21 protein-coding genes are annotated in these 22,217 nt (G+C 63.9%); 7 read left to right on the top strand and 14 right to left on the bottom strand.

Annotated elements, in window-relative coordinates:
* Window positions 1–216 precede the first annotated feature (216 nt).
* On the top strand, window positions 217–885 hold the full coding sequence (locus tag M2335_RS05050; protein ID WP_264575133.1) for a PEPxxWA-CTERM sorting domain-containing protein: 669 nt from the start codon (window positions 217–219) through the stop codon (window positions 883–885).
* An 89-nt stretch (window positions 886–974) separates the two neighbouring features.
* On the opposite strand, the gene M2335_RS05045 is transcribed toward M2335_RS05050, so the two are convergent.
* From M2335_RS05045 to M2335_RS05010, 8 genes are all read right to left on the bottom strand, one after another.
* Entirely contained in the window at window positions 975–1,895 is a 921-nt protein-coding gene (locus M2335_RS05045) for an ABC transporter ATP-binding protein (protein ID WP_264573451.1), read from the bottom strand.
* Window positions 1,896–1,934: 39 nt separating this feature from the next.
* Complete coding sequence (locus tag M2335_RS05040; RefSeq protein WP_264593982.1) at window positions 1,935–2,633, bottom strand: ATP12 family chaperone protein; 699 nt, start codon at window positions 2,631–2,633, stop codon at window positions 1,935–1,937.
* Between the two features lie 7 nt (window positions 2,634–2,640).
* Window positions 2,641–2,931 carry a purine permease gene (locus tag M2335_RS05035; RefSeq protein WP_264593981.1) on the bottom strand — a complete coding sequence of 97 codons (291 nt, stop codon included), beginning with the start codon at window positions 2,929–2,931 and terminating at the stop codon, window positions 2,641–2,643.
* On the bottom strand, window positions 2,928–3,587 hold the full coding sequence (locus M2335_RS05030; RefSeq protein ID WP_264593980.1) for an HAD-IA family hydrolase: 660 nt from the start codon (window positions 3,585–3,587) through the stop codon (window positions 2,928–2,930). Before M2335_RS05030 ends, M2335_RS05035 begins: the two co-directional genes overlap by 4 nt.
* A gap of 136 nt (window positions 3,588–3,723) precedes the next feature.
* Complete coding sequence (locus M2335_RS05025) at window positions 3,724–4,314, bottom strand: nuclear transport factor 2 family protein (RefSeq protein WP_264593979.1); 591 nt, start codon at window positions 4,312–4,314, stop codon at window positions 3,724–3,726.
* Between the two features lie 44 nt (window positions 4,315–4,358).
* The gene (locus M2335_RS05020; RefSeq protein ID WP_264593978.1) at window positions 4,359–5,846 is read right to left on the bottom strand and encodes a carotenoid oxygenase family protein; all 1,488 of its coding nucleotides are present in this window, start codon (window positions 5,844–5,846) and stop codon (window positions 4,359–4,361) included.
* 44 nt (window positions 5,847–5,890) lie between these two features.
* Window positions 5,891–6,205 (bottom strand): hypothetical protein, encoded by a 315-nt coding sequence (locus M2335_RS05015; RefSeq protein ID WP_264593977.1) that lies wholly within the window; start codon window positions 6,203–6,205, stop codon window positions 5,891–5,893.
* A gap of 140 nt (window positions 6,206–6,345) precedes the next feature.
* Window positions 6,346–6,810, bottom strand: a complete 465-nt coding sequence (locus M2335_RS05010; protein WP_264587731.1) for a MarR family winged helix-turn-helix transcriptional regulator — start codon at window positions 6,808–6,810, stop codon at window positions 6,346–6,348.
* A gap of 260 nt (window positions 6,811–7,070) precedes the next feature.
* Between M2335_RS05010 and M2335_RS05005 the strand changes: the two genes are divergently transcribed.
* Window positions 7,071–8,627, top strand: a complete 1,557-nt coding sequence (locus M2335_RS05005) for a carboxylesterase/lipase family protein (protein ID WP_264587732.1) — start codon at window positions 7,071–7,073, stop codon at window positions 8,625–8,627.
* Between the two features lie 123 nt (window positions 8,628–8,750).
* Here the strand turns inward: M2335_RS05005 and M2335_RS05000 are convergent, their stop codons facing one another.
* Window positions 8,751–9,668, bottom strand: coding sequence for a hypothetical protein (locus M2335_RS05000; protein ID WP_264587733.1), 918 nt, complete (start codon window positions 9,666–9,668; stop codon window positions 8,751–8,753).
* A 37-nt stretch (window positions 9,669–9,705) separates the two neighbouring features.
* Window positions 9,706–10,710: a helix-turn-helix domain-containing protein gene (locus M2335_RS04995; RefSeq protein WP_264587734.1), complete on the bottom strand. Its 1,005-nt coding sequence runs from the start codon at window positions 10,708–10,710 to the stop codon at window positions 9,706–9,708.
* Between the two features lie 332 nt (window positions 10,711–11,042).
* Here M2335_RS04995 and M2335_RS04990 point away from each other — a divergent pair, with 332 nt between their 5' ends.
* The 5 genes from M2335_RS04990 (at window position 11,043) to M2335_RS04970 (ending at window position 16,970) form a co-directional block, all read left to right on the top strand.
* A complete protein-coding gene (locus M2335_RS04990) occupies window positions 11,043–13,646 on the top strand; it encodes a TonB-dependent receptor (RefSeq protein WP_181560454.1) in 2,604 nt (867 codons plus the stop codon).
* 235 nt (window positions 13,647–13,881) lie between these two features.
* Complete coding sequence (locus tag M2335_RS04985) at window positions 13,882–15,336, top strand: cytochrome ubiquinol oxidase subunit I (protein ID WP_264593976.1); 1,455 nt, start codon at window positions 13,882–13,884, stop codon at window positions 15,334–15,336.
* Complete coding sequence (gene cydB, locus M2335_RS04980) at window positions 15,333–16,331, top strand: cytochrome d ubiquinol oxidase subunit II (RefSeq protein WP_181560456.1); 999 nt, start codon at window positions 15,333–15,335, stop codon at window positions 16,329–16,331. Before M2335_RS04985 ends, cydB begins: the two co-directional genes overlap by 4 nt.
* Window positions 16,328–16,450 (top strand): DUF2474 domain-containing protein, encoded by a 123-nt coding sequence (locus M2335_RS04975; RefSeq protein WP_264587737.1) that lies wholly within the window; start codon window positions 16,328–16,330, stop codon window positions 16,448–16,450. The genes cydB and M2335_RS04975 overlap by 4 nt, the downstream gene beginning before the upstream one ends.
* Window positions 16,451–16,550: 100 nt before the next feature.
* Window positions 16,551–16,970, top strand: coding sequence for a hypothetical protein (locus M2335_RS04970; RefSeq protein ID WP_264593975.1), 420 nt, complete (start codon window positions 16,551–16,553; stop codon window positions 16,968–16,970).
* Between the two features lie 167 nt (window positions 16,971–17,137).
* On the opposite strand, the gene M2335_RS04965 is transcribed toward M2335_RS04970, so the two are convergent.
* The 4 genes from M2335_RS04965 to M2335_RS04950 all read right to left on the bottom strand — a co-directional run bounded on the left by M2335_RS04965 (window position 17,138) and on the right by M2335_RS04950 (window position 22,129).
* Window positions 17,138–17,725, bottom strand: a complete 588-nt coding sequence (locus M2335_RS04965) for an urea carboxylase-associated family protein (RefSeq protein WP_264593974.1) — start codon at window positions 17,723–17,725, stop codon at window positions 17,138–17,140.
* Complete coding sequence (gene gntA, locus M2335_RS04960) at window positions 17,725–18,408, bottom strand: guanitoxin biosynthesis heme-dependent pre-guanitoxin N-hydroxylase GntA (protein WP_264593973.1); 684 nt, start codon at window positions 18,406–18,408, stop codon at window positions 17,725–17,727. The genes M2335_RS04965 and gntA overlap by 1 nt, the downstream gene beginning before the upstream one ends.
* A 119-nt stretch (window positions 18,409–18,527) precedes the next feature.
* On the bottom strand, window positions 18,528–20,621 hold the full coding sequence (locus M2335_RS04955) for a M3 family metallopeptidase (RefSeq protein ID WP_264593972.1): 2,094 nt from the start codon (window positions 20,619–20,621) through the stop codon (window positions 18,528–18,530).
* A 221-nt stretch (window positions 20,622–20,842) separates the two neighbouring features.
* Window positions 20,843–22,129 carry a surface lipoprotein assembly modifier gene (locus tag M2335_RS04950; RefSeq protein ID WP_264593971.1) on the bottom strand — a complete coding sequence of 429 codons (1,287 nt, stop codon included), beginning with the start codon at window positions 22,127–22,129 and terminating at the stop codon, window positions 20,843–20,845.
* Window positions 22,130–22,217 lie beyond the last annotated feature (88 nt).

The following is a 22,217-nucleotide window of genomic DNA, read 5'->3' as shown; positions in this document are numbered from 1 at the left end:
GAGCGGCCGCGTGGTGGAATGGCGCGCAATGCCGTGTCCTAGCCTGCGCGCGGCGCTTTGCAATGCGGCAGCTCGTAATAGACTGATCGAGAACGATCTTTCCGATTATTCGGCGGAAACTCAAGGGAAGATAGTTAACGAAGAGGAAATATATCGCGAAATGGAGTACAAAGCCTCGTGTGACGCCTTGTGCGTTTGCGTGTGGGAGAAAAGATCATGAAATCACTTTATTTTCTTGGGACGGCCGTCGCGCTCGCCCTGACTGGCCCCGCCATGGCGGCCAATCTCGTCACCAATGGTGGCTTCGAGTCGGGCAGCTTCAGCGGCTGGTCGTTGAGCAATGTCGGCGGCGGCACGGCTCCGGTCGTGATCGCTTATGGTCAGGGCTCGGGTTACCCGACCGGTGCCTATGGCGAATCCATTCCCGCCCCGGCTGGCGGCGGCACCTATGGCGCCTATTTCTCGTCCGACACGGCCAACCCTGACTCGCTCTCGCAGAGCGTGAACGTGGTTGCCGGCGTGAGCTACTATCTGTCGTTCGATTACTTTGTGCCGCTGAATGGCTATGGCAATCCGTTCGACGCCTCGCTCCAGTTCCTGATCGACGATGTACCGGCGGGGCTGACTCTCACGGCGGGCAGCGTGAGCGGCACCACGCCGCAGACCTGGTACACCTTCACGACGCAGTTCACCGCGACGAACAGCGGCCCGGCCAATCTGAAGTTCAATTTCTTCGGTGACGGCAGCACGGCAGCCGACTTCGTGGTCGACAATGTGTCGATGGCTGCGGTTCCCGAGCCGGCGACCTGGGCTCTCATGATCGGTGGCTTCGCGCTCGCCGGCATGCAGCTGCGTCGTCGTCGGGTTTCGACCAGCTTCGCCTGAGCCTCGCTCAGTCTGAACACATGAAAGGCCGCCGGTGCAAATCGACGGCCTTCATTTTGCGCATCATGCCTGACGCGTGAGAGATTTCTTCAACCGTCCGCGCGGGTGAGAGTCAGGAAGACGTCTTCAAGGTCGGGGTCGTGCGTGGAGACGTCCACGATGCTGTAGCCCTGCGCCTGCACGACATTGAGCACATCGCCCGCCGTGGCCTTGTCCTTGAGATAGGTGATCTTGAGGCTCCGCGCGTCGGACCGCTCGACCCGCTCGAACCGGTCATGCGCGGGCAGCGTGCCGAGATCGCGGTCGACGGTGACTTCCACCACCTTTTCCCGCGCCATGCCGACCAATTCGCGCGTCGGCTTGTCCGCGATCAGCCGGCCGTGATTGATGATCGCGATGCGATCGCACAGCTCCTCGGCTTCCTCCAGATAGTGCGTCGTGAGCACGATGGTCACGCCCTGCGCGTTGAGCGAGCGGACATAGGACCAGAGCTGCTGGCGAAGCTCGATGTCCACGCCTGCCGTCGGCTCGTCCAGCACGAGGATCGGCGGGGCATGGACCATCGCCTTGGCGACCATCAGCCGCCGCTTCATGCCGCCCGACAGCGTGCGCGAATAAGCCGATGCCTTGTCCTCGAGATGCACCGCGCGCAGCAGGTCCATCGAGCGCCGCTCCGCCTTGGGCACGCCATAATAGCCGGCCTGGTTTTCCAGCGTTTCCAGCGGCGTGAAGAAAGGATCGAACAGGATTTCCTGATTGACGATGCCGATCGAGAGCCGCGCGTTGCGCGCATCCTTGTCGATGTCGAACCCCCAGATCCGCGCCGTGCCGCTGGTCTTGTTGACCAGCCCGGCGAGGATGTTGATCATCGTCGACTTGCCAGCGCCATTGGGGCCCAGCAGTCCGTAGATGCTGCCGCGCGGCACGGTGAGGTTCACGCCGTCCAGCGCGCGCTTGCCGCCCTTGTAGGTCTTGCAGAGATCCTGAATTTCGAGAGCGGCTTGCGTCATGGTTCGCGCCCTAGACCAAATCGCGGATCAAGGGAACGCTCAGCGCTCGGCCGCCAGCGCGCAATAGCGCGCCGCGTTGAGGAAATCAGCGCGACGACGTGCGAGCCGCGCGCTCTCTTCAGCATCCTCGCCCCATTGCTCGGCCTGCCAGGCCTCGTCCAGGCTCGCCGCCGCGAACAGATCCTCCGCCGACAGCCTGCCTTCCATCAGCGCCAGCGAACCCACCAGCGTGCCGCTGATCTGCACGAGCGTGGCGAAGCCAGCCAGCAGCCACGGATCGAGCGCCTCGACGGCGGCGCGCAGGCCCGCCAATGTCAGCGCCGGCTGATCCACCGGGATGATGCCCTGCGTGACCACGAAGGCGATGCCAAAGCGCTCGCTCGCCCAATCCAGCAAGGGCTGCCATTGGGCTTCCTGCCGCGCGATCAGCGTCTGCGGTCCATCGGCGCGGTAGCAGAGCAGATCGCTTTCGGCATAAGCGGCCACCTGCCCGCGAAAGTCGCCCAGCGCCGGCAGCACACGGTCGATCGTCGCATTGGCAAAGCCGGTCATCGGCATGGTGGCGGGGTCGATCTTCTCGCCTTGCCCGTTCCATTCCTCGGCAATCGCCTGCGCCAGCGCCGCACCGGGCACGACCAGCAGTGCGCGCGCGGGCGTGCGCACCGCGCGCCCGTCCAGCCCGATGGACCAGCCGTCCTCGCTCGCAATCACCTGCGCGGAAGTCCAGAAGCGTTTCATGTCGGGCCTAGCCCTTGTCCTTCGGCGTCGCGAACACGCGCGCTAGCATCCGGGGCACGATGAGAAACTGGATGAAGCCGACGGTGGAGACGATCACGCCCATCCACTTCGCCTTGTCGCCCTGCACCCAATCGAACCGCTCCAGCGAGATTGCCATGCCGAACAGCAGGATGAACGCGCCGGACAGCCGGAACAGGCCGATCGCGTAAAAGCGCTGCTTGGCTGCCGCCGCTCGGCGGGTCTGCGCTGCGGCGTCGGACGGGTTCGGACCGGCGCTCTTGGGTGTCGTCTCTGTCATGAAAGGCCGATATGGCGCGCCAGCTCGGCACTGTCCATGGCCACGGATGCGGCTCCGGCCTCGATCAGCTCTTCGGCGCGATGATAGCCCCAGGCGACGCCCAGCGCCTGGACCCCGGCCGCCCGCGCCATCAGCATATCGAAGCTGGTATCGCCGATCATGACAGCGCTGGCCCGCTCGACGCCCGCCTCGGCAAGCGCCGCGCCGATCATCGCGGGGTCCGGCTTGGAGGGATTGCGATCCGCCGTCTGCAGCGAGATGAAGCGCTTGGCCATGCCATGATGCTCGAGCAGCAGCCGCAAGCCCCGCTCCGATTTGCCGGTGGCGATGGCGAGCAGCCAGCCTTGCGCTTCGAGCCGATCCAGCAGATCGGCGATGCCCGGGTACAGCGGCTCGCGCAGCCCGCCAGAGGCGCGCAGATGCTGAAAGCGCAGCTTATAATGGTCGCAAATTTCGTCGCGCAGCGCCTCGGAGCCATCGGGCACCAGCCGGGCAATCGCATAAGGCAAGGAGAGGCCCACGACCGAGAGGCACTGCTGGCGGTCGGGCGGCACCAGCGACACCGCGCGAAACGCGCCATCCATGGCCTCGACGATGCTGTGCTGGCTATCGACCAGCGTTCCATCGCAATCGAAAATGGCAAGACGCAGGCTCATGACAGGCGAGGCATCCGGATCAGGCGGGTGTGGCTGGACGGGCAGACCGTCCAGCCGCCCGTGCCAGACGCGCCCGAGGCACGCAAGGCCAGCGATTGCTGCCCTTGCGGGCACCGCGCACGCTCAACACAGCCGGTCAGTCCGCCTGACGCGGGTCCCTCTCGCCCAGCTCGGGGTAGAAAAGCGCCCGATTATGGCGGGATTCGTTAAACACCGCGCGCTTGGAAAACAGCCATTTGCCGTCTTCCTTCACATAATCCTCGATGACATGGCCGAAATAGAGCACCTGCACGTCCGTCTGCGGCGTGTTGTTGGTCAGCGCGAACCAATAGACGCGGCCAGACGCGGTCTTGCCGTCCGGGTTCACCGTAATGTCGTGGTTGAGCACATAATGGCGCGTGCGCGGCTGCGAACCGGCGTCCGCCGGAATCGTCGCCTTCTTCGCGATCTGGGCGCGCCACTCCTCGATCGCCTTGCGGATCGCTTCGCGGCCATGTTCCACCCCGCCAATCCAGTCCAGCACGCCATCACTGGCGAAGCTCTCGGCATAGGTCTCGGCATCCCGCGCGTCGGACGCGATCATGAGCCGGTTCGACAGGTTGACGATCTCGGCGCGCGCGACCGCATAGTCCTCCGCCGAAAGGCTCTGCGCCTGGGCATTACCGGTCATGACCAGCCCCATCGCTACGGCCGTCAAAGCCAGGCACCGCAGTCTCGTCATGGCCATATCTCTCTCCTCCTGTTTTTGCAGCCTCAAGGGCCTCGCTCTCATCACGCATCGATGCCTCCTGCTTTTGGAAATGGCGCCAGTTCGTCCGGCCGAACCCAGATGCCGTGAACCTGCGGACCTGCGCGGAACGGCAGGATCACGCGGGCGATGTCGCCCTCCTCCAGCCGCTGCGCATCGGCAATGATCAGCTCGGAGCGCATCTCCGCATAATTGGAAGCCGTGCCGATTAGATAGCCGTCGCCCTCCGGCGCATCGGCACTGCGCGGAATGAAGGTGCATTCCTGCAGGCTGTGCGTATCGCCGGGGAAATAGCGATCGACCTTGTTCGTATGGAGATCGAACCGGGCATAGCTGTTCGTCACGCGCCCGCGCAGATTGCCTGCCCGCGCCTCGTCGAACGGCCGGGTCGGGTCGGTAAATCCCGTGAAGCAATAGCGGTTTTCCTGCGTCAGATAGCGCGGATCGATCCGCCCCAGATCGCCGATGGGCAGCGGGAACAGAATCTCCTCCTCCCAGCTATCCTTCTTGGAATTCAGGTCGAAGGTCAGGCGGCGCACATAGGCCTTGGCCCGCGTCGGGTCCCAGGGCGAGCCATCGACATTAGGGAAGAAGGGGAAGAAATTGGAATCGTAGAAGGGGGCGTAGAGCACCACCTTGTTGCCGATGGTCTGCGCGTTGAACGTGTGCATCATGCACCGTTCCGGGCCTTTGAACCAGCGGATGTCCTTGCCGTTGCCATCGCGCGGCATGATGCCGATGTAGCTGTCCTTGCTGCGGTCCCACCCCCAGTGAACCTTGCCTTCGCGCAAGCGCTCCATGCTGGTGACATAGCCGCCGAACGGGAAGAGGATGTGCTTCTCGGTCAAGGCAATGTCATGCATCACCGAGACATAGGGCACCTCGAACCGGGTCTCGCGCGTCACCCGGCCCGCCTTGTCCATCGCGTAGACGAACACGTCCCTGGAGGCCGGCCCCGTCGCCTCATAGCCATAAGCGATCATCTCGCCGGTGAACGGGTCGATCTTGGGATGCGCCGTGAAGGTCTGGCTCTTGTACTTGCCGTCGAAATCCCACGCGCCGATCGTGTCCAGCGTCACCGGATCGATCTGCTGGGGCAGCGAATCCTCCTTGAGCGTGAACAGCTTGCCGCCATGCACCAGCGGGGTGGTGTTGGACACGGTGCCGTCGATACCCTGCACGCTGGGATCGTCGGTAAAGCGATTGCGATAATAACCAAAGAGTTGCCGGCCCGCCTTGAGATTGGCCTGGAAGCGCGGCGTGCGGACGAACTTTCCCTTGTAAGAGACGCGCCCATCCTTGAACCGGAAGGTGCTGACATAACCGTCGGTATGCAGCATCGCATCGTCCGGCTTGCTCGGCGGATAATACCATTCACCGCCCAAGCGCACGAAGGTGCCGACCAGATCGGCGGGCAGTGTGCCCTGCACTTCGCATTCGAGAATCTCGGCATCGTAGCGCTGCGGGGAAAAGAAGCCGCGCTTGGCCGGATCAGAAGAAAAATCGACCACTTGAACCTCCGGTCAAGGGCCGCCGTGCATGCCGGCAGACCCGTTCAGACATAACAATTCACTCTGCGCAGCATCTCGTCGGACAGCGGCTCCAGGCCCTCGCCGCTGCGGCACCCGTGCGGCGGGTGCCAGGGCGCGGCACGGCCGGTGCGGTCCAGCCACGGTTCGTTAGAATGGAAGGACAGCACGGCATCCATGCGGGTGGGTCCGCTCGCGCGCGCCAGCACGGCGGAGCCGCCCGCGCCGATCAGCAAGGCGCCCACGCACGCCCCGCGCAACATCTGGCGGCGGCTGGCCAGAAGCCCCAGTTCATGCGCCAACCGGGGACGATGCTCCCGATTGTCCGACTCCACCGACACGTGCTGCTCTCCTGCAATTGCACATGATCGTTAGAAGGGCCGGCCCCGCGGGGCTTTACTGGCGACGCATCGTGCTTTGCATTGCCGGGAACAAGCCGCCGGTGGGCAAACCGCCTTGCGCCACGTCCGGCAGCGGGCGGTCAGCCGAACCGGCGCAAGAGCTCGCAAAGCTGGGCGATCCGCTCCGGCCCGATCCGCGAATCGAAATGCGCTTCATAGGCATCGTGGCAACGCCGCAGCTCGGCCAGAAAATCCGTGCCCGCCGCTGTCATCCGCAGCAGGCGCACGCGACGATCCGCTTCGCACACCTCCCGCGCCACGAAGCCGCGCTTGACCAGATCGTCGAGAAGGCGCGTCATATTGTTGGAGGTGATGCCCATGATCTCAGAGAGGTCGCCGGGCGCGCAACCGGGATTGCTGTGGATCAGCAGGAGGACGGAATAAGCGCTCGGCGTCATGTCCGTGCCGGCGAAGAAGCGGTTGAACGTCGTCGAGGCATCGCGCCAGGCCGCATGGAGCAAAAAGCCGAAGGTGTGCTCCAGCCCGGCCAACTGGAAGCCCCTTTCTTTCAGCTGCTCTGTTCGTTCCACCGCCGCCTCGCTCATGTCCGCTCCAGCCTTGGCGCGGGCGATGCGCCCTGTCGACCCTCATGCGCGCGCGCCGGCCATCTTCGGCAGCCCAGTTCACCGGCAGACGAACAAGAGTTCCCTGTCCGCAAATTGCGAGCGGACCGGACTTCCTAGAATGAGGCGAACCAGAGGAGCCTGCCATGCCCGCTCACCCCGGCGTCAGCAGACGAACGGCATTGAAAGCCGTCTTTGCTGCGACGACCGCTCCCGCCATCATTCTGCCAAGGGCTTTTGCGATGACATCATCCGAACCGATTGCCGACACGCAATATGGGCGCCTGCGCGGCCGCCTCGAAGGCGATGTGATGGCGTTTCGCGGCATTCGCTATGCGCGGGCCGAGCGCTTCCGCCCGCCCGTCGCGCCGGAGGCCTGGACAGGCATTACCGATGCGCTCGCATTCGGGGCCAGCGCGCCGCAATCCAACCCCAATCCGCCGCCCGGCCCGCCTTATGTCATCCTTGCGCAACTGCCGCGCCCGGCCAATGCGCCGCCCCCACCCCCGCCGCTCCCGGAATCGGAGGACTGCCTGTTCCTGAACATCTGGACCAGCGGGTTGCGCGATGGCCGCAAGCGCCCGGTGCTGGTCTCGCTGCATGGCGGCTTCTTCTATGGCGGCTCAGGCTCGGCGGTGGACGGCAGCAAGCTCGCTGCGGGCGGCGATGTCGTATTCGTCAGTCTCAACCATCGCCTCAATGCCTTTGGCTACACCCACCTCGCCGGCCTGACGGAGAGCGACGAATTCGCGCATGCCGGCAATGCAGGGATGCAGGACATTATCGCCGCGCTCGGCTGGATCCGAGACAATATCGAGAATTTCGGCGGCGACCCGGCGCGCATCATGGTGTTCGGCACCTCCGGCGGCGGAATGAAGACCAGCTTCCTGATGAGCAGCCCCGCCGCACAGGGCCTCATCCACCGTGCCGGCGTGCAGAGCGGCCCGGCGCTGCGCTTCATGGAGCGGGACGGTGCGGCGGCCGCGACGGACCGGCTCCTGCACCGGCTGAACATCCCGCGCGACAACTGGCAGAGCCTGCTCACCCTGCCCGTGCAGACCCTGCTTGCAGGCTATCATGCGGTGGCGGACGATTTGAAGCCGCGCAACTTCACGCATCTGCCCTGTTTCGCGCCGGTGCTCGATCCGCTGTTGCTCCCGCAACACCCCTTCTCGCCCCGCGCGGCGCCGCTCACCAACGCCATCCCGATGCTCATCGGCTGCAACGCGCAGGAAATGAGCTTCTTCTGGGGCAATGATCCCGGCGCCTTCACGCTGGACGAGGCCGGCCTCGAGGCCCGCTCCCAGGCGTTTCTCGGCGACCGCACCGGCAGAGTCCTCAGCCGCTACCGGCAGGCCTATCCCGAGGCCACGCCGAGCCGGCTCTTCCTCCAGTTGTTCAGCGACTATTCCATCCAGGCACCGATCATCGCGCAGGCCGAGCGCAAGGAAGGCGCGCCGGCCTTCATGTACCGGCTCGATTATCAGAGCCCCGCGCTCGGCGGGAAGCTGGGCGCCCTTCACACCATGGAAACGCCGTTCATTCTGAATACGCCGCAGTCCGCCCGAGCCCTGCTGGGTGAAGGCGACGCCCCGCTCACGCTCGCGGCGACGATGAGCAGCGCCTGGGTCGCTTTCGCCACCAATGGCGATCCCAACGATCGGGCGAGCGGATTGCCGCACTGGCCCGCCTATCAGCGGAGCACCCGCGCGACGATGCTGTTCGATCAGTCCTGCCGCGTGGAGCCCGACGCAGGCCAGCTCGCGCGCGAGATCATGGGCGATCTGGTGGAAGGCTAGGCGCGCGGGGACCGCAAGGACATTCCCTCCGTTCGTCCTGAGTAGCCGCTGAGCTTGTCGAAGCGGCGTATCGAAGGGTCGGCCCTTCGATACGATGCTTCGATACGCCTCTTCGGTCCGCGCCTACTTCCCGTTGTCCGGCCCCCAGGGCGAGGTCGCATTATAGGGCGCCGTGATGAACGTGGCTTCCACCCCGGTAATCATGCCGCCCTGGATCTTGAACATTTCCAGCAGCGCCCAGCTATGCGGCTCACGGAAGATGGATCGACGCGGCGTGCCGTCGGTCAGGGTGTAATCGGCCAGAACGCCCTTGTGATCGATGAAGCCGCGGAACAAGGAAATGCCCCGCTCCTCATCGACGAGGATCGGCACCCGCCTGACCTTATTGTTGAAGGCATAGCGACCCAGTCGGAAATCCTTCTCGATGTCGCCGAAGATCATGCCGTTTTCGTAGCGGATCGCATCGGGCGCAAAGCGCGTGTTGCGGATTTCGCCGATGTTATTCTCCAGCGTCTGGAAATAGCCATCGCCCAGGCTCAGCAATTCCTCACGGCTGTTGCGGCGCGCCTGAGGCACCGGCGTTGCACGGTCGGCGGGGCGCACAAAATCCTTGGGCTCCGCAAACGGCGTCGGCGGCGAGCTCAGGTTGCGCTTGGTCGAGAGCATATGCTCGACCTCGGTAATCTTCCGGTTCTCGATCTTCAGCCGGACGGCGAGATAGCCGGGAATTTCGCTCTGGTTGATGGCCATGAACGCCGCGGCCTGCCCGGTCTGCGGGTCGGAGAGCGTCAGCGCCGTGCCGACTTCCTCCGTCACAGTATCCCAACTCGCATCGGGAAACGCCATCTCGATATTGTTTTCCGTGAAGCGCACATGATCGGCAAAGGGCGCAGCCGAGACATCATGGGCGAGATAGGCCGCCCGATATTGCCCCATAATCTCTTCCAGGCAGGCTTTGTCGCAGCCAGCCTCGGCCTGCACCGCGCCACTCGACATCGCCATCATCATCAATGCTCCCACACGCGCCAGAACCAACCGCATCACACCCTCCACTCGATCGGCTGTCAGCCTAGCATCGTCACGTCCCCGCGCTTGTCGGGGCGGACCTGCGCGTTTTGTCCGTGCGTGAACCGGCATCCAGCATCTGCGCGCGGTACGCCTTGGGGGCGGTGCCGAATTTTTCCCGGAAGGCGCGGCTGAAATGCGCGGAACTGCTAAAGCCGTTCTCGAAGGCGATCTGCGTCAGCGTCGTCTGCGCCGCCTTGGGCGACGCCAGCGCGGCGCGGCAGCTTTCAAGCCGCGTTCCCCAGATATACTCGCTGATCGTCTCATCGCCATTGAAGACCTTGTGCACATAGCGCTTCGAGCACTTCATCGCCTGGGCGATCATATCCACGGACAAAGCGGGATTGCCGACGTTCCGCCGCACAAACGCACGGATGCGGTCCTGGGTGAGTTCGCGCATCGGCGCCACGTCGCTGCCCAGCCGCTGCTCGTGCAGCAGCATGCGCATGAAATCGACCATCGTCTCGCCAAGATCGGCATCGAGCCGGTCGTCCGTCTCGGCGGTGGTGGTAATCGCGCTATGCAGGCAGGCCTGCAGCATCCGTGCGATACCGCCCCCGACCTGCAGCGCACCGGGCAGTCGGGCAATTGCGTCCTGCTCATGGCGCGCCAGCCGGCCGAGCGGTAGTTGCAGCGCCAGCTTGCGCGAGGCTTCCAGATGCGTCGCCACATAGGGATATCGCCCGTCGCTCACAGACCATTGCCCGGCCCGCACGATATGTTCGCCATGGCGGGTCGAGACGATTGTCGAGCCGCGGTGCTGAAACCAGATGCGGACATGCGGATCGCCTTCACCTGCGGCAATCAGGCGCCGCGTCCACGCCGCGCGATGCGGGGATGTGTCGAGCCGAAACACTTTGGTATCGCCGAGCGCCCGCCGGACGACGACGCCCTGAAAAACGTGGTCCTCGATCCGGTCGGCTTCTACCCCGCCGATAGCCGCAGCGCCGGCATTCCAGAACCCCAGCCGGTCGCGGTCTGGGATGTCCTCAGTCGAGACTCTGCGCGCTGCGCCCACTGCCCTCTCCCGTCCTCATGTCCGGGCCGCTCGCATCCTTCTTAGGACCGGCCGCCCGCATTATCTCTTTGCGAGAGATTGTTTCGTGAGACCGCTTCCAAGTCAAGCCGCTTACAGTGCAGCCACTGTTGCTTCCGTGCATCATGAAACAAGTCCGGGTGCACCATTGGAGAAGGCAAATGCCTTTGCCTGCCGTAATTTGGCGGCGGTCTGCCTGATCAGGGCCCTCGACCGGTCGGAAGAAAGAAACGGCCAGTCCCGATTTTGCGCTTCGCATCCTTAGATATCCCAATTATAGTAGGACAAAATAAATTACACACAGGGGAGATGTCATGAGAAAGTTCCGTTTTGCGCTCTTGTCGTCCGCGATCGCGCTGATCTCGTCGACCAATGCTTTTGCTCAGGATGCTGCGCCGCAGGCGGGCAATACGCAGGCCGCGAGCGACGGCGACATCATCGTTACCGCACAGTTTCGCGAGCAAAATCTGCAGGATACGCCTATCGCCATCACCGCGGTGAATGCGGCGATGCTGGAGGCACGCAGCCAGACCGATATCAGCCAGGTCGCCAACCAGGCCCCCTCTGTGACACTGAAGCCACAGGGCGCTGCCTTTGGCCCATCGCTCGGCGCCAATATCCGCGGTGTCGGACAATTCGATTTCAACCCGGCGGTCGAACCGGGCGTCGGTTTCTATGTGGACGACGTCTATTACGCCACGCTGACCGGCTCGATCCTCGATCTGCTCGACCTCGATCGGGTGGAAGTGCTGCGCGGCCCGCAGGGCACGCTGGCCGGCCGTAACTCCATCGGCGGCGCGGTGAAGCTCTATTCGCAGAAGCCGGAAGGCACGAACACCGGCTATGTCGCCGCAGCCTATGGCAGCCGCAACCGCATCGATCTGCGCGGCAGTGCCGACTTCAATCTGGCACAGGGCGTTGACATGCGCATTGCCGGCGTCGCCAAGAAGCAGGAAGGCTATGTCGATCGGCTCGACTTTGGCTGTATGTATCCCGCTGGCGGCACGGCGACCTTCACGCCGGCCTTCGCCACCGCAGCCAATCCCACCCGCGCTCCGCAGCTGATCAATCCCGTCGGCGGTGTGCCCGCGCGCACCAATCGTCCGGACTGCGTGCTCGCCAAGGAAGGAGAGGTCAACTACATCGCAGCGCGCGCGCAACTGCGCCTGCGCCCCAGCGACACGATCGATATCAATATTATCGGCGACTACACCGACGACGATCGCGTCGCGGCCGGCTCGGTGCTGCTGCTGCGCACTTATCCGGATGGCACGGTGGCCTCGCCGCGCTACCCGCTGCCGCTGACCCCGGCGCCCGGCTCCTCACCGGCGCAGAACTATGCGACCGCCTCCGCACAGCGGGACATCAACCCGTTCCCGATCGGCAATACCGCCAATGCCAACCAGTTGGCCTATGACAACCGCTTCATCTGCGGCAATTACTGCAACTTCGCGACCTATGACATGCCCGCGGACACCGCGATCGGTCAGAACGGCCAGCCGATCCTCGTCGGGGGTCAGCCGCTCACCTATCGCGCCGCCTCTGGCGACGGACGCGTGCGTTTCAAGGGTTGGGGTCTCTCCGGACAGATCGACTGGGAAATCTCGCCAAATTTCCAGCTTAACTCGATCACCGCCTATCGCGAGTACACGTCCAACTTCTCCAACGACAACGACGTGTCGCCGATGGCCCACAGCCTCGGCTATGGCCCGCTGACTTTCCGCTTCTTCAGCCAGGAACTGCGCCTGAACGGAAAGGTCAACGACCAGATCAACTTCACCCTGGGCGGCTATTACAGCGATCAGAAGTCGGTCTACACATCCTTCCAGGACCTGCGCTCCTCTGGCCTGCAGTTCCAGCAGAGCGATCCGGTAGATGCAGACAGCAAGGCTGTGTTTGCTCACCTATCGTGGAACCCGGTCGAACAGCTGACCCTGACAGGCGGCATTCGCTATACCGAGGAGTCCAAGACCTACACCTATGTCCGCCAGCGGCCTTATCTGGATGCGACCTCGCTTGCGGCGAACGGCGTGTTGCCGCTGAACGGCACCGTGGGCAAGTATAGCGGAAATCGCGTCGACTATCGCGCCAACGTGCAATATGCCTTTACGCCGGACATCATGGCCTATGCCCAGTTTTCCACCGGGTTCAAAGGGGGCGGCGTGAATCCCCGTCCGTTCTTCGTCCAGCAGGCCCTCTCCTTCGGGCCGGAAACGCTGAGCGCGTACGAGCTTGGGTTCAAGACCGATCTTTTCGATCGCATGGTACGCTTCAACGTCGCGGCCTTCCTCAGCAAGTATAAGGGAATCCAGCTTACCCTCAGCAATTGCACGGCGATCACCGGGGCTGGCTTCGGTGCGCCTTGCGCGCTTCCCGTCAACGCCGGCGATGCCGACATCAAGGGTCTGGAAGCGGAGATCACCATCCGCCCGGTCGAGGGCATGACGCTTGATGGATCGCTGAGCTACATCGACTTCGACTACAAGAAGTTCGGGACCTACACGTCCGGCACCTCCACGGTGGCCGTCGGTGGACCCACCAACCTCAATGGCCCGCAGTTTGGCGATTATGCGCCTTACACGCCCAAGTGGAAGTGGAGCATCGGCGCGCAGTATCGCATCGATCTGGGTAATTCCGGTTCGCTGACGCCGCGCATCGACGCCTCGTACCAGAGCAAGGTCTATACGGTCTCGGCCAACCGCTCGAGTAACCGCATCGACGCCTATGGCGTGGCAAACGCCCGTCTGACCTGGCGGAATGCGGATGAGGATCTCGATGTCTCGCTCGAAGTGACCAACCTGCTCGACGAATATTATCTGCTGACCATCTATGACCAGACGGTCGGTGGCCAGGGTTACTCCAATGGCCAGCCCGGTCGTCCGCGCGAATGGGCTGTGAGCGTGAAGAAGAAGTTCTGATCTCTCTCACGACGATTTGAACGGAGGCCGCGGCCAGCTCATGCTGGTCGCGGCCTTCTTCATTCCTGAGCGCTGTGTCACCCGGCCCAAGATTCCAGAACAAAAACTGTGGCTTCCGGGCAACGCTGCCGGAGAGTTCCGAGCAACCCTTCAATCTCCAGCGCCAGACTGGTAGGACCGGCCCATCGACGCGCCACGAGCCGTCGACCATGGGAACCATATAGGGACCAGTGCTATGTTCGCGGAGGCCGACGCTCTCCTGCTGGCGCGTATCCAGTTCGCTTTCACGGTGAGCTTTCACTTCATCTTTCCGGCCTTCTCGATCGGCCTGGCCAGCTATCTTGCCGTTCTCGAAGGGCTGTGGCTCAAGACGGGCAAGTCGGTCTACATCGACCTGTTCCGCTACTGGCTGAAGATCTTCGCCATCGTCTTTGCGATGGGCGTCGTCTCGGGCATCGTCATGTCCTACCAGTTCGGCACCAACTGGTCGGTCTTCTCGGATGTCGCCGGGCCGGTCATCGGGCCGCTGATGGCCTATGAAGTCCTCACCGCCTTCTTTCTGGAGGCAGGCTTCCTCGGCGTCATGCTGTTCGGCATGAACCGCGTCGGCAAGAAGCTGCATTTCTTCGCCACGTTGATGGTCGCCATCGGCACCTTCGTCTCGGCCTTCTGGATTCTGTCGGTCAACAGCTGGATGCAGACGCCGCAGGGCCACATCATGGGCGCGAACGGCCAGTTCCTCCCCGGTGACAGCTGGCTGCCGATCATCTTCAATCCCAGCTTCCCCTACCGCCTCGTCCACACCGTGACCGCTGCCTATCTCACTACGGCACTGGTCGTCGGCGCGGTCGGCGCCTGGCATCTGCTGCGCGATCGCGCCAATGCCCATGCGCGCAAGATGTTCTCCATGGCCATGTGGATGATCGCGCTGGTCGCGCCCATCCAGATTTTCGTCGGCGACATGCACGGGCTGAACAGCTGGGAGCATCAGCGGCCCAAGGTGCTCGCCATGGAGGGCCATTATGAGAGCTATCCGGATGGCGCGCCGTTCATCCTCTTCGGCGTGCCGAACGCCAAGGAAGAGCGGGTCGATTATGCCGTGAAACTTCCGGGCATGACCTCCCTCATCCTGGAACACGACATCCACGCCCCGATCGACGGCCTCAAGACCATTCCCGTTGATGAGCGTCCGCCGGTCGGCGTCGTCTTCTGGTCCTTCCGCATCATGGTGGGGCTGGGCATGCTGATGCTCGCGCTGGGCATGACCAGCCTGTTGGCCCGGTGGCGCAAGGGCCTGTACGACTGGTCGCTGCTCCACCGCTTCGCGCTGGTCATGGGGCCGGCGGGCTTCGTCGCCGTCATCGCCGGCTGGGTGACGACCGAAGTCGGCCGCCAGCCTTATGTGATCTATGGCCTGCTCCGCACTGCCGATGCGGCCTCGCCGCTCGCCGCGCCGGCCGTCGCCGCCTCGCTGCTGGCCTTCGTGGTCATTTACTTCGCGGTGTTCGGCGCAGGCACCTGGTATATCCTGCGGCTCATGAACATGCCGCCGCACCCGGGCGAGACAGGCGTGGAGGAGACCGAACGCGGTCCGATCCGGACCGCCGGCATCACACCCGGTCCTGCACAAGGGGACCCCAGGTCGACGTCGCCAGTTCAGCCGACAGTTGAGGGGAGGGCCGACTCATGATCGATCTCACGGTCATCTGGGCGTTCATCATCGCCTTCGCCGTTTTTGCTTATGTGGTGATGGACGGGTTCGATCTGGGGATCGGCATCCTGTTCCCCACCATCACGGTCGGCCATGGGCGCAATCGCGCGATGAACTCTGTGGCGCCGGTGTGGGATGGCAACGAGACCTGGCTGGTGCTCGGCGGCGGCGGCCTGATGGCTGCCTTCCCGCTGGCTTATGCGATCATTCTGCCGGCCACCTACCCGCTGGTCATCGCCATGCTGCTGGGGCTCGTCTTTCGCGGCGTCGCCTTCGAGTTCCGCTGGCGCGATCCGGGCCACCGCGCATTGTGGGACATGTGCTTCTTCGGCGGCTCGGTGGTCGCCGCGCTCGCACAGGGCATGATCCTCGGCGCGCTGCTGCAGGGCATCGACGTCACCGGGCGCTCCTATGATGGCAGCTGGTGGGACTGGCTGACGCCCTATACCCTGCTCACCGGCGCCGGCGTGGTCGCCGGCTATGCCCTGCTAGGCGCCTGCTGGATGATCTGGAAGCTGGAGGGCGAGGTGCAGGAGCATGCCTATCGGCTCGCCTTCAAGGCGGCGATCGCCACGTTGCTGCTCATGGGTGCAGTGAGCGCCTATAATCTGCTGCTGCTGTCCGATTATCGCGCCCGCTGGCTGGAAATGCCGAACATCCTGTTCGCCAGCCAGGTGCCGCTCCTCACCGCCATCGTCGCCGGCGCGCTGTTCTACGCGCTCAAGACGCGGCGCGAACTGATGCCGTTCCTGCTGGCGCTGGCCCTGTTCTTCCTCGGCATGGCCGGTCTTGGCGTCACCATCTGGCCCTATGTCGTGCCGGATCAGATCACCATCTGGGATGCGGCCGCACCTGAGAAGAGCCAGATCTTCATGCTGGTCGGCGTCGCGATCACCCTCCCCCTCATCCTCGCTTATACCGGCTGGTCCTATTGGGTCTTCCGGGGCAAGGTTGGCCATGAGGGCTATCATTGACCCGCGCACCTGAAGAGGCACCGCTGTGGCAGCGCCTCGGCTGGATGGCGGGCATCTGGCTGGCGAGCGTGTGCGTGCTCGGCGTCGTGGCCTGGGTCCTGCGCCTCTGGATCGCCTGACACGCCGCCACGCCTAACCATCCGGCATGATAATAATCAGCCGGCGCGCCGGGGGCCAATCCGCCTCTCGCTCATTGTGCTCCTGCAACAGGAGCACGCCATGACCGCCAACCCCTTTTCAATGTGGTTCGATTTCGCGCAGACCTGCATTCGGGCGACCGAAACGATGGTGAGCACGCACAATGTCCTGCTCGCCCGCACACCCATCATCATGGCGGCATGGCAGTCCCCCTTCACCGCCGATGGCCGCGAGCTCAGCCTGATGGTGACGGAAAAGACCGACGCCTTCGGCAAGGCGGCCCGGGCGCAGGATCGCGGCGCCCGCCGCTTGCGCCAGACCGGCGCGGCCAACGCCTGCGACATGCAGCGCCTCGCCTCGGGCCAGCCCTTTTGGCCTCACGACTGGATGTGGCTGATGGAGCGCAATGTCGCGACGACCGTCGCCATGATGGCCCTGCCGGGCAAGATGCTCGCGCCTTATCACAGCGCCGTAACGGCCAACGACCGGCGTTTGCGCTAAGCGCTTATCGAGGCAGAGATCGTCGGGGGCAACCTGAGCCCCCTCCTCTTCAGAGGAGGGGTTGGGGTGGTGCAGCGACAGTGCCATCTTTCGGCCGGGCGATGCTCACGCATCGCCACCACCCCCGCCCCCTCCTCTAAAGAGGAGGGGGAGCCGGGCGGCAATCCCTAAACCAGATCCTCAACCATATAATCGATCGGCCGAAAGCTCCCGCCATTGCTGGCATATGCCGAGCAGGCCGTCAGGCCGATGATCAGATCCATCTCCGCCTTGAGGACAATCCGGTCGCCCGCCGAGCTGAGCGGCGGCAGAACGCTGATCTTGCCGTCCGCCCCCACCGGCACATTCATGAAGCAATTGAACGCAACCGGGATCATATCGGCCGTGATGCCATAAGGCGCCAACGCCGCTGCCAGATTGCCGAAACAACCCGGAACCACCGGCTTGTCCGGATAAAAATGCAGGAAGGTATCGGTGCTGCAGGGCGTCAAAAGAAAATCATGGCAGCCGACCGTATCCTGCTCGATCGTCAGCAGCACATTGGACCGGTTCGACCACAGGCGGTTGCCCGTCGTCAGCCGAATGGTCTCCTCATAATCGAGCGTGCGTCCATTGCTGAGCACCTCGCCAATGTCGGCGCGATTATAGGCCAGCAGGTCCGCCACCTGGCACCCTTCCGGATCGATCACGGTCAGATACTGGCCGGCAAGCAATTCGAACGCCACGCCCGAACGGGGCGGAATACGCTCTGCCATTACGCGACCTCGCGGGGGTCATGGAACGGGCATTTCCAGTCCTCGCCGACATGCCGCCCGCTATACTGCGCGGCCTCGCTGCTCGTGCCGTGGCGTGCAAGCATCGGATTGGCCTCACCGGAAAGATCGACATCGCGGGCGATGATCGTCTCGCGGATCTTTTCGTAGCGCCCTTCCTGACGCAATTGCTCGAACTGATCGTGCAGGTTGAACACGATCACTGGCCGCTCGAAACGCCGCGCGGGGCGGCTCGCTGCCGGATGCAGACCCACTGCGAAAAAGGCTTCCCCGCCAAAGCTCAGCGAGAAATGGGGATCGTCCGGATCGCGGCTCACCCGCTCATCATAGGGCAGGCCGAGCCACGCATCCTTGTCGGCCAGCGATTGCAGGCGGTCCCACATCGCCTGCTCATAGGCCTTCTCATCCAGCGGTGCCGCATGCGCGAAAATGATCGCGAGGCTGCGGAACAGCCCCGGATCGCTCGCATAGGATTGCGCCCAGGCCATCAACTCGCCGTGCAGGCGCAAATCGTCCCAGCCGCTGTCGATGGACCAGCCCACCAGAATGTTGAGCGTCCCGCGCGAGAGAGCCGATTTGGCCCCCACGCACGGGAAACTCCGGTCCATAATAAACGCCTCGAAAGAGGCGCGCAGCCGCGCTTCTTCCTCCTGTGAAATCAGCATCCGTCCTATATCCGCTATCTACTCAGTCTAATTCAGAAATCCTGCCCGGGGCATTCGTTCCAAATCGAGGCGGGTTCCCCGCACTAACAAAAAGCAAATCGCACGGATCGAGGGCTGGATTACTGCGCAGGAACGGGGAAGCCCCGCTTGCGCAGCAGCGCATTCACATCCGGGTCGCGACCACGGAAGGCGCGGTAAGCTTCGGCCCGGTCGGTCTCGTTGCCGGTCGAGAGCAGCGCCTTGTTGAAGCGCGCGGCCAGCGCCGGGTCCCAGACATTGCCGGTCTCCTCGAAGGCAGCCCAGGTGTCCGCATCCATCGTCTCAGACCACAAATAGCTGTAATAGCCCGCCGAATAGGCATCGGACGAGAACAGGTGATTGAACTGCGGCAGGCGGTGCCGCATGATCATCTCCTTGGGCATCCCGATTTCCGCCAGCGTCTCGCGCTCGAACGCGTCGATATCGGTCGGCGCGTCGGGGCGATTGTGCAGCTTCATGTCGACGATGGCCGAGGAGAGATATTCGACCGTGGCAAAGCCCTGGTTGAAGGTATCGCTGGCCTTGATCTTGTCGACCAGAGCCTTGGGGATCGGCGCGCCGGTCTGGAAATGGCGCGCATAGGCCTCGAGAATATAGGGTGTCAGCACCCAATTCTCATGAACCTGGCTCGGATATTCCACGAAGTCGCGCGGCGTCGTGCCGAGCCCCGGCCAGGTGATGTCATAGCTCAGATAATGCAGCGCGTGGCCGAACTCGTGGAACAGCGTGGTCGCATCGTCGAGGCTGATCGTCGTCGGCGCCCCGGCGCTGCCCTTGGCGAAATTGTTATTGTTGGAGGCCAGCACATACTCATTGCCGTTCAGATGATCCTGCCCCTTGTAGGTGGTCATCCACGCCCCTGACCGCTTGCCGCTGCGTGCCCAGGTATCGAGGTAGAACAGCCCGACGACCTTGCCGCCGCGCGTCACCTCGAAGGTGCGCACATCGGGATGGAAGACCGGCACGGCGCCGCTATTCTCGGTGAAGGTGAAGCCGTAGAGCCGGTTCGCCATGTCGAACATGGCGGAAACCATCTTGTCGAGCTGGAAATAGGGCTTCACCTCGTTCTGATCGAGGTCGTACTTCGCCTTGCGGACCTTCTCGGCGTAGAAGCGATAGTCCCATGGCTCGATGGTGATCTTCGGCCCCTTGCCGGCCTTTGCCTCCGCATCGGCGATAGCCTGCATGTCCGCCACTTCCTCGCGCACGCGGGCGACAGCCGCCGGCCACACCTTCATCATCAGCGCCATCGCCTTGTCCGGCGTCTGCGCCATGGTGTCGCGCATGCGGTATTCGGCGTGGGTCTTGAACCCGAGCAGCTTCGCCCGCTGGGCACGCAGCGCCACGATCCGCGCGATGGTCGCATTGGTGTCATTGGCATCGCCATTGTCGCCACGGTTGGCGAACGCCTCGAACACGCTCTTGCGCAGGTCGCGCCGCGTCGAGCTTTCGAGGAAAGGCTGCACATAGGAGCGGGTGTTGACCAGCAACCAGCCATCCACGCCCTTGTCCTGCGCCGCAGACTTCATCGTCGTCACGAAGTCGGCCGGCAGGCCTGCCAGATCGGCTTCGCTGGTAAAGGTGATGAACTTCTCCTCATCGGCCAGCACCTTGTTCTGGAAGCTGCTGAACTCCTGCGCGAGCGCGGTCTCGATGCCGATCAGTTCCTTCTTCTGCGCGGCATCCAGCATGGCGCCGTTGGCGACCAGATCCTCATAAGTGCGGGTCAGCAGCCGCATCTGCTTGGCATCGAGACCCAGCGTGTCGCGCTTGTCATAGAGCGCCTTCACCCGCGCGAAATAGCGCGGATCGAGCGTCAGTTCGTTGAAGAAGGCGCTGAGCTTCGGGCTCCACTCACCCTGAATGCGGCGGATGTCGTCATTGGAGAGATTGGAGACATACACGCCCCAGATCGGCATGACCCGGTCGGACAGCGTCTCCTTCTGCAACGCGGTGATCGTATTGTCGAACGTCGGGGCGGCCTTATTGGCCAGCACACCCTCAAACTGCGCCTTCACCGAGGCCATGACCGCCTCAAAAGCGGCAGGGAATGCCGCCGGGTCTACCTTGTCCCAGGCGGGCACGCCGCCATAGGGGCCGGTCCATGGCGCGGTGATGGTCTCCGCCTTCTGGGCGGCGAGCGGCGTGGACAGCGCGAGCGCGACGGCGCTCAACGGGGCAAGAACATGCTTTGAAGGCATTTGTCGGAAAACCTCAATCCTTGGGGAAACGCAGTGTCGCGTCACATGAGGCCAAACTTATCGGCTACCCGCTTGGTTTCAACCCCTTGCAGGCGACGCTAAAGTTCCCTCGACAAGCCTGCGCACCCGCCGGCACGACCCGGACGCTACGGCGCAGCGTGATCGCCTTGCGCGCAGACCGCACGCACGCCGGATCAGAAAATCGTCGTCAAGCCGATGTCGAAGCGCGTACGGCGGTAGGCGTAGAGCGCGATATTGCTCTCGTTGATCATATGCGAGACGCCCACGCGCGGCGCGAACCGGCCAAGCGTCACCTTGCGATTGAGCGCGCTCACGCCAAGGCTGTAACTCGTGTCGCGCCGCGCCGTGCCGAACGCGGCAAACACGCCATCGAAGCGGCTGTAGGAAAAGCCGGGCTGCAGCGAGAGCGAGAAGCCCATCGGCAATTCGCGCGCGTAGATCGCGCCCGCCGTGTACGAGGTCTGGGCAAAGGCACGGTTGGCCGCGTCGTGGCGATTGATGCCGACGCGCAAATTGCCGAGGCTCTGTTTGTCCAGCGAGCGCGTGACGCCCAGCGACAGGCCGAGCAGCGCCCCATTCAGATGCGTGGCGCCCTTATGGCGCAGGTCGCTCGCGCTGGCTTGCAGGCTGATCGCCGTGCGGGTGCCCGGATAGTAAGCGACATCCGCCTGACCGCCGAGCATCCGGCTATAGGGCTGCCCGCCATACCAGCGGCGGGAGGCCGTGCCGGCGGCGGCCAGCGCGAACCGGCCCAGCGTCACGCGCGGGCCGAGATAGGCGCTCAGCACCATGTCGTCGAACTGCTGCCCCTGATAATCGCGCCGCGAGAGGGATGCGCCAAATCGCTGCCGAACCCGCGCGGACAGACGTGGCGCCCACTCCGCGCCGATCTGCCCATAGACCCCCACCCCGCTCGACCGGCGGGCGGCATCCGACAGGTCAAACGGCAGGCCGTAGAGCTCGATCGTCTCCGCCGCTGTCGCCGCATTGATGTTGGTATCCGGCGCGAGCGCGAAGGAGGCGCTGAACGACCAGGATCGCATTTCACGAATGGACTTGAGGTAGCGATCGACATTGGCGGAGACGATCGCGGGCAGATTGGCCGCGCCGGCCAGACGGAACTGCCGCTCGGCATTGGCATAATCCCGGGCGACATAATAAGCGCGCGCCAGTTCAAGCCGCACGCGCACCGCTTGCGGCTGATCGGCGAGCAAATGTCGGAACTGCCGGATCGCCTCGCGCGCCCGCCCCGCTTCCATCAGCGCCATGCCGAGGCGAAACCGCAGCTCGGGATTGGCCGGATCACGCGCGAGCCGTTCGGCATAGGCCTCTGCCGACACCGACCCGGCCGCCGCTGGCGCTGCCGCTTCCGGCGCGCTGCTGGCCGCCGCATCGGGATGCGCGGCGATGGCCGTTGGTGTCCCGGCCATCGCCATCGCCCCCACCTGGGACATCAGCATGAATGCTCCCACTGCAGACATGTGCTGCCGTCCCATTCGATCCGCTGCCCCCACCACGCCCTCGGCGCCCCACGCGCGGGCAGCGGAT

Origin of the sequence: Sphingobium sp. B12D2B (genome assembly GCF_025961775.1) — a bacterium.
Lineage (GTDB): Bacteria > Pseudomonadota > Alphaproteobacteria > Sphingomonadales > Sphingomonadaceae > Sphingobium.
This window is presented reverse-complemented; position numbering and strand designations above follow the sequence as displayed.

Coding starts and splice junctions, on each gene's coding strand:
- M2335_RS04950 (WP_264593971.1), bottom strand. CDS start 22,129: ATGCTGATGTCCCAGGTGGGGGCGATGGCGATGGCCGGGACACCAACG.
- M2335_RS04970 (WP_264593975.1), top strand. CDS start 16,551: ATGACCGCCAACCCCTTTTCAATGTGGTTCGATTTCGCGCAGACCTGC.
- M2335_RS05030 (WP_264593980.1), bottom strand. CDS start 3,587: ATGAGCCTGCGTCTTGCCATTTTCGATTGCGATGGAACGCTGGTCGAT.
- M2335_RS05005 (WP_264587732.1), top strand. CDS start 7,071: ATGACATCATCCGAACCGATTGCCGACACGCAATATGGGCGCCTGCGC.
- M2335_RS04985 (WP_264593976.1), top strand. CDS start 13,882: ATGTTCGCGGAGGCCGACGCTCTCCTGCTGGCGCGTATCCAGTTCGCT.
- cydB (WP_181560456.1), top strand. CDS start 15,333: ATGATCGATCTCACGGTCATCTGGGCGTTCATCATCGCCTTCGCCGTT.
- M2335_RS05045 (WP_264573451.1), bottom strand. CDS start 1,895: ATGACGCAAGCCGCTCTCGAAATTCAGGATCTCTGCAAGACCTACAAG.
- M2335_RS04990 (WP_181560454.1), top strand. CDS start 11,043: ATGAGAAAGTTCCGTTTTGCGCTCTTGTCGTCCGCGATCGCGCTGATC.
- M2335_RS05050 (WP_264575133.1), top strand. CDS start 217: ATGAAATCACTTTATTTTCTTGGGACGGCCGTCGCGCTCGCCCTGACT.
- M2335_RS05035 (WP_264593981.1), bottom strand. CDS start 2,931: ATGACAGAGACGACACCCAAGAGCGCCGGTCCGAACCCGTCCGACGCC.
- M2335_RS05040 (WP_264593982.1), bottom strand. CDS start 2,633: ATGAAACGCTTCTGGACTTCCGCGCAGGTGATTGCGAGCGAGGACGGC.
- gntA (WP_264593973.1), bottom strand. CDS start 18,408: ATGCTGATTTCACAGGAGGAAGAAGCGCGGCTGCGCGCCTCTTTCGAG.
- M2335_RS05000 (WP_264587733.1), bottom strand. CDS start 9,668: ATGCGGTTGGTTCTGGCGCGTGTGGGAGCATTGATGATGATGGCGATG.
- M2335_RS05025 (WP_264593979.1), bottom strand. CDS start 4,314: ATGGCCATGACGAGACTGCGGTGCCTGGCTTTGACGGCCGTAGCGATG.
- M2335_RS05010 (WP_264587731.1), bottom strand. CDS start 6,810: ATGAGCGAGGCGGCGGTGGAACGAACAGAGCAGCTGAAAGAAAGGGGC.
- M2335_RS04965 (WP_264593974.1), bottom strand. CDS start 17,725: ATGGCAGAGCGTATTCCGCCCCGTTCGGGCGTGGCGTTCGAATTGCTT.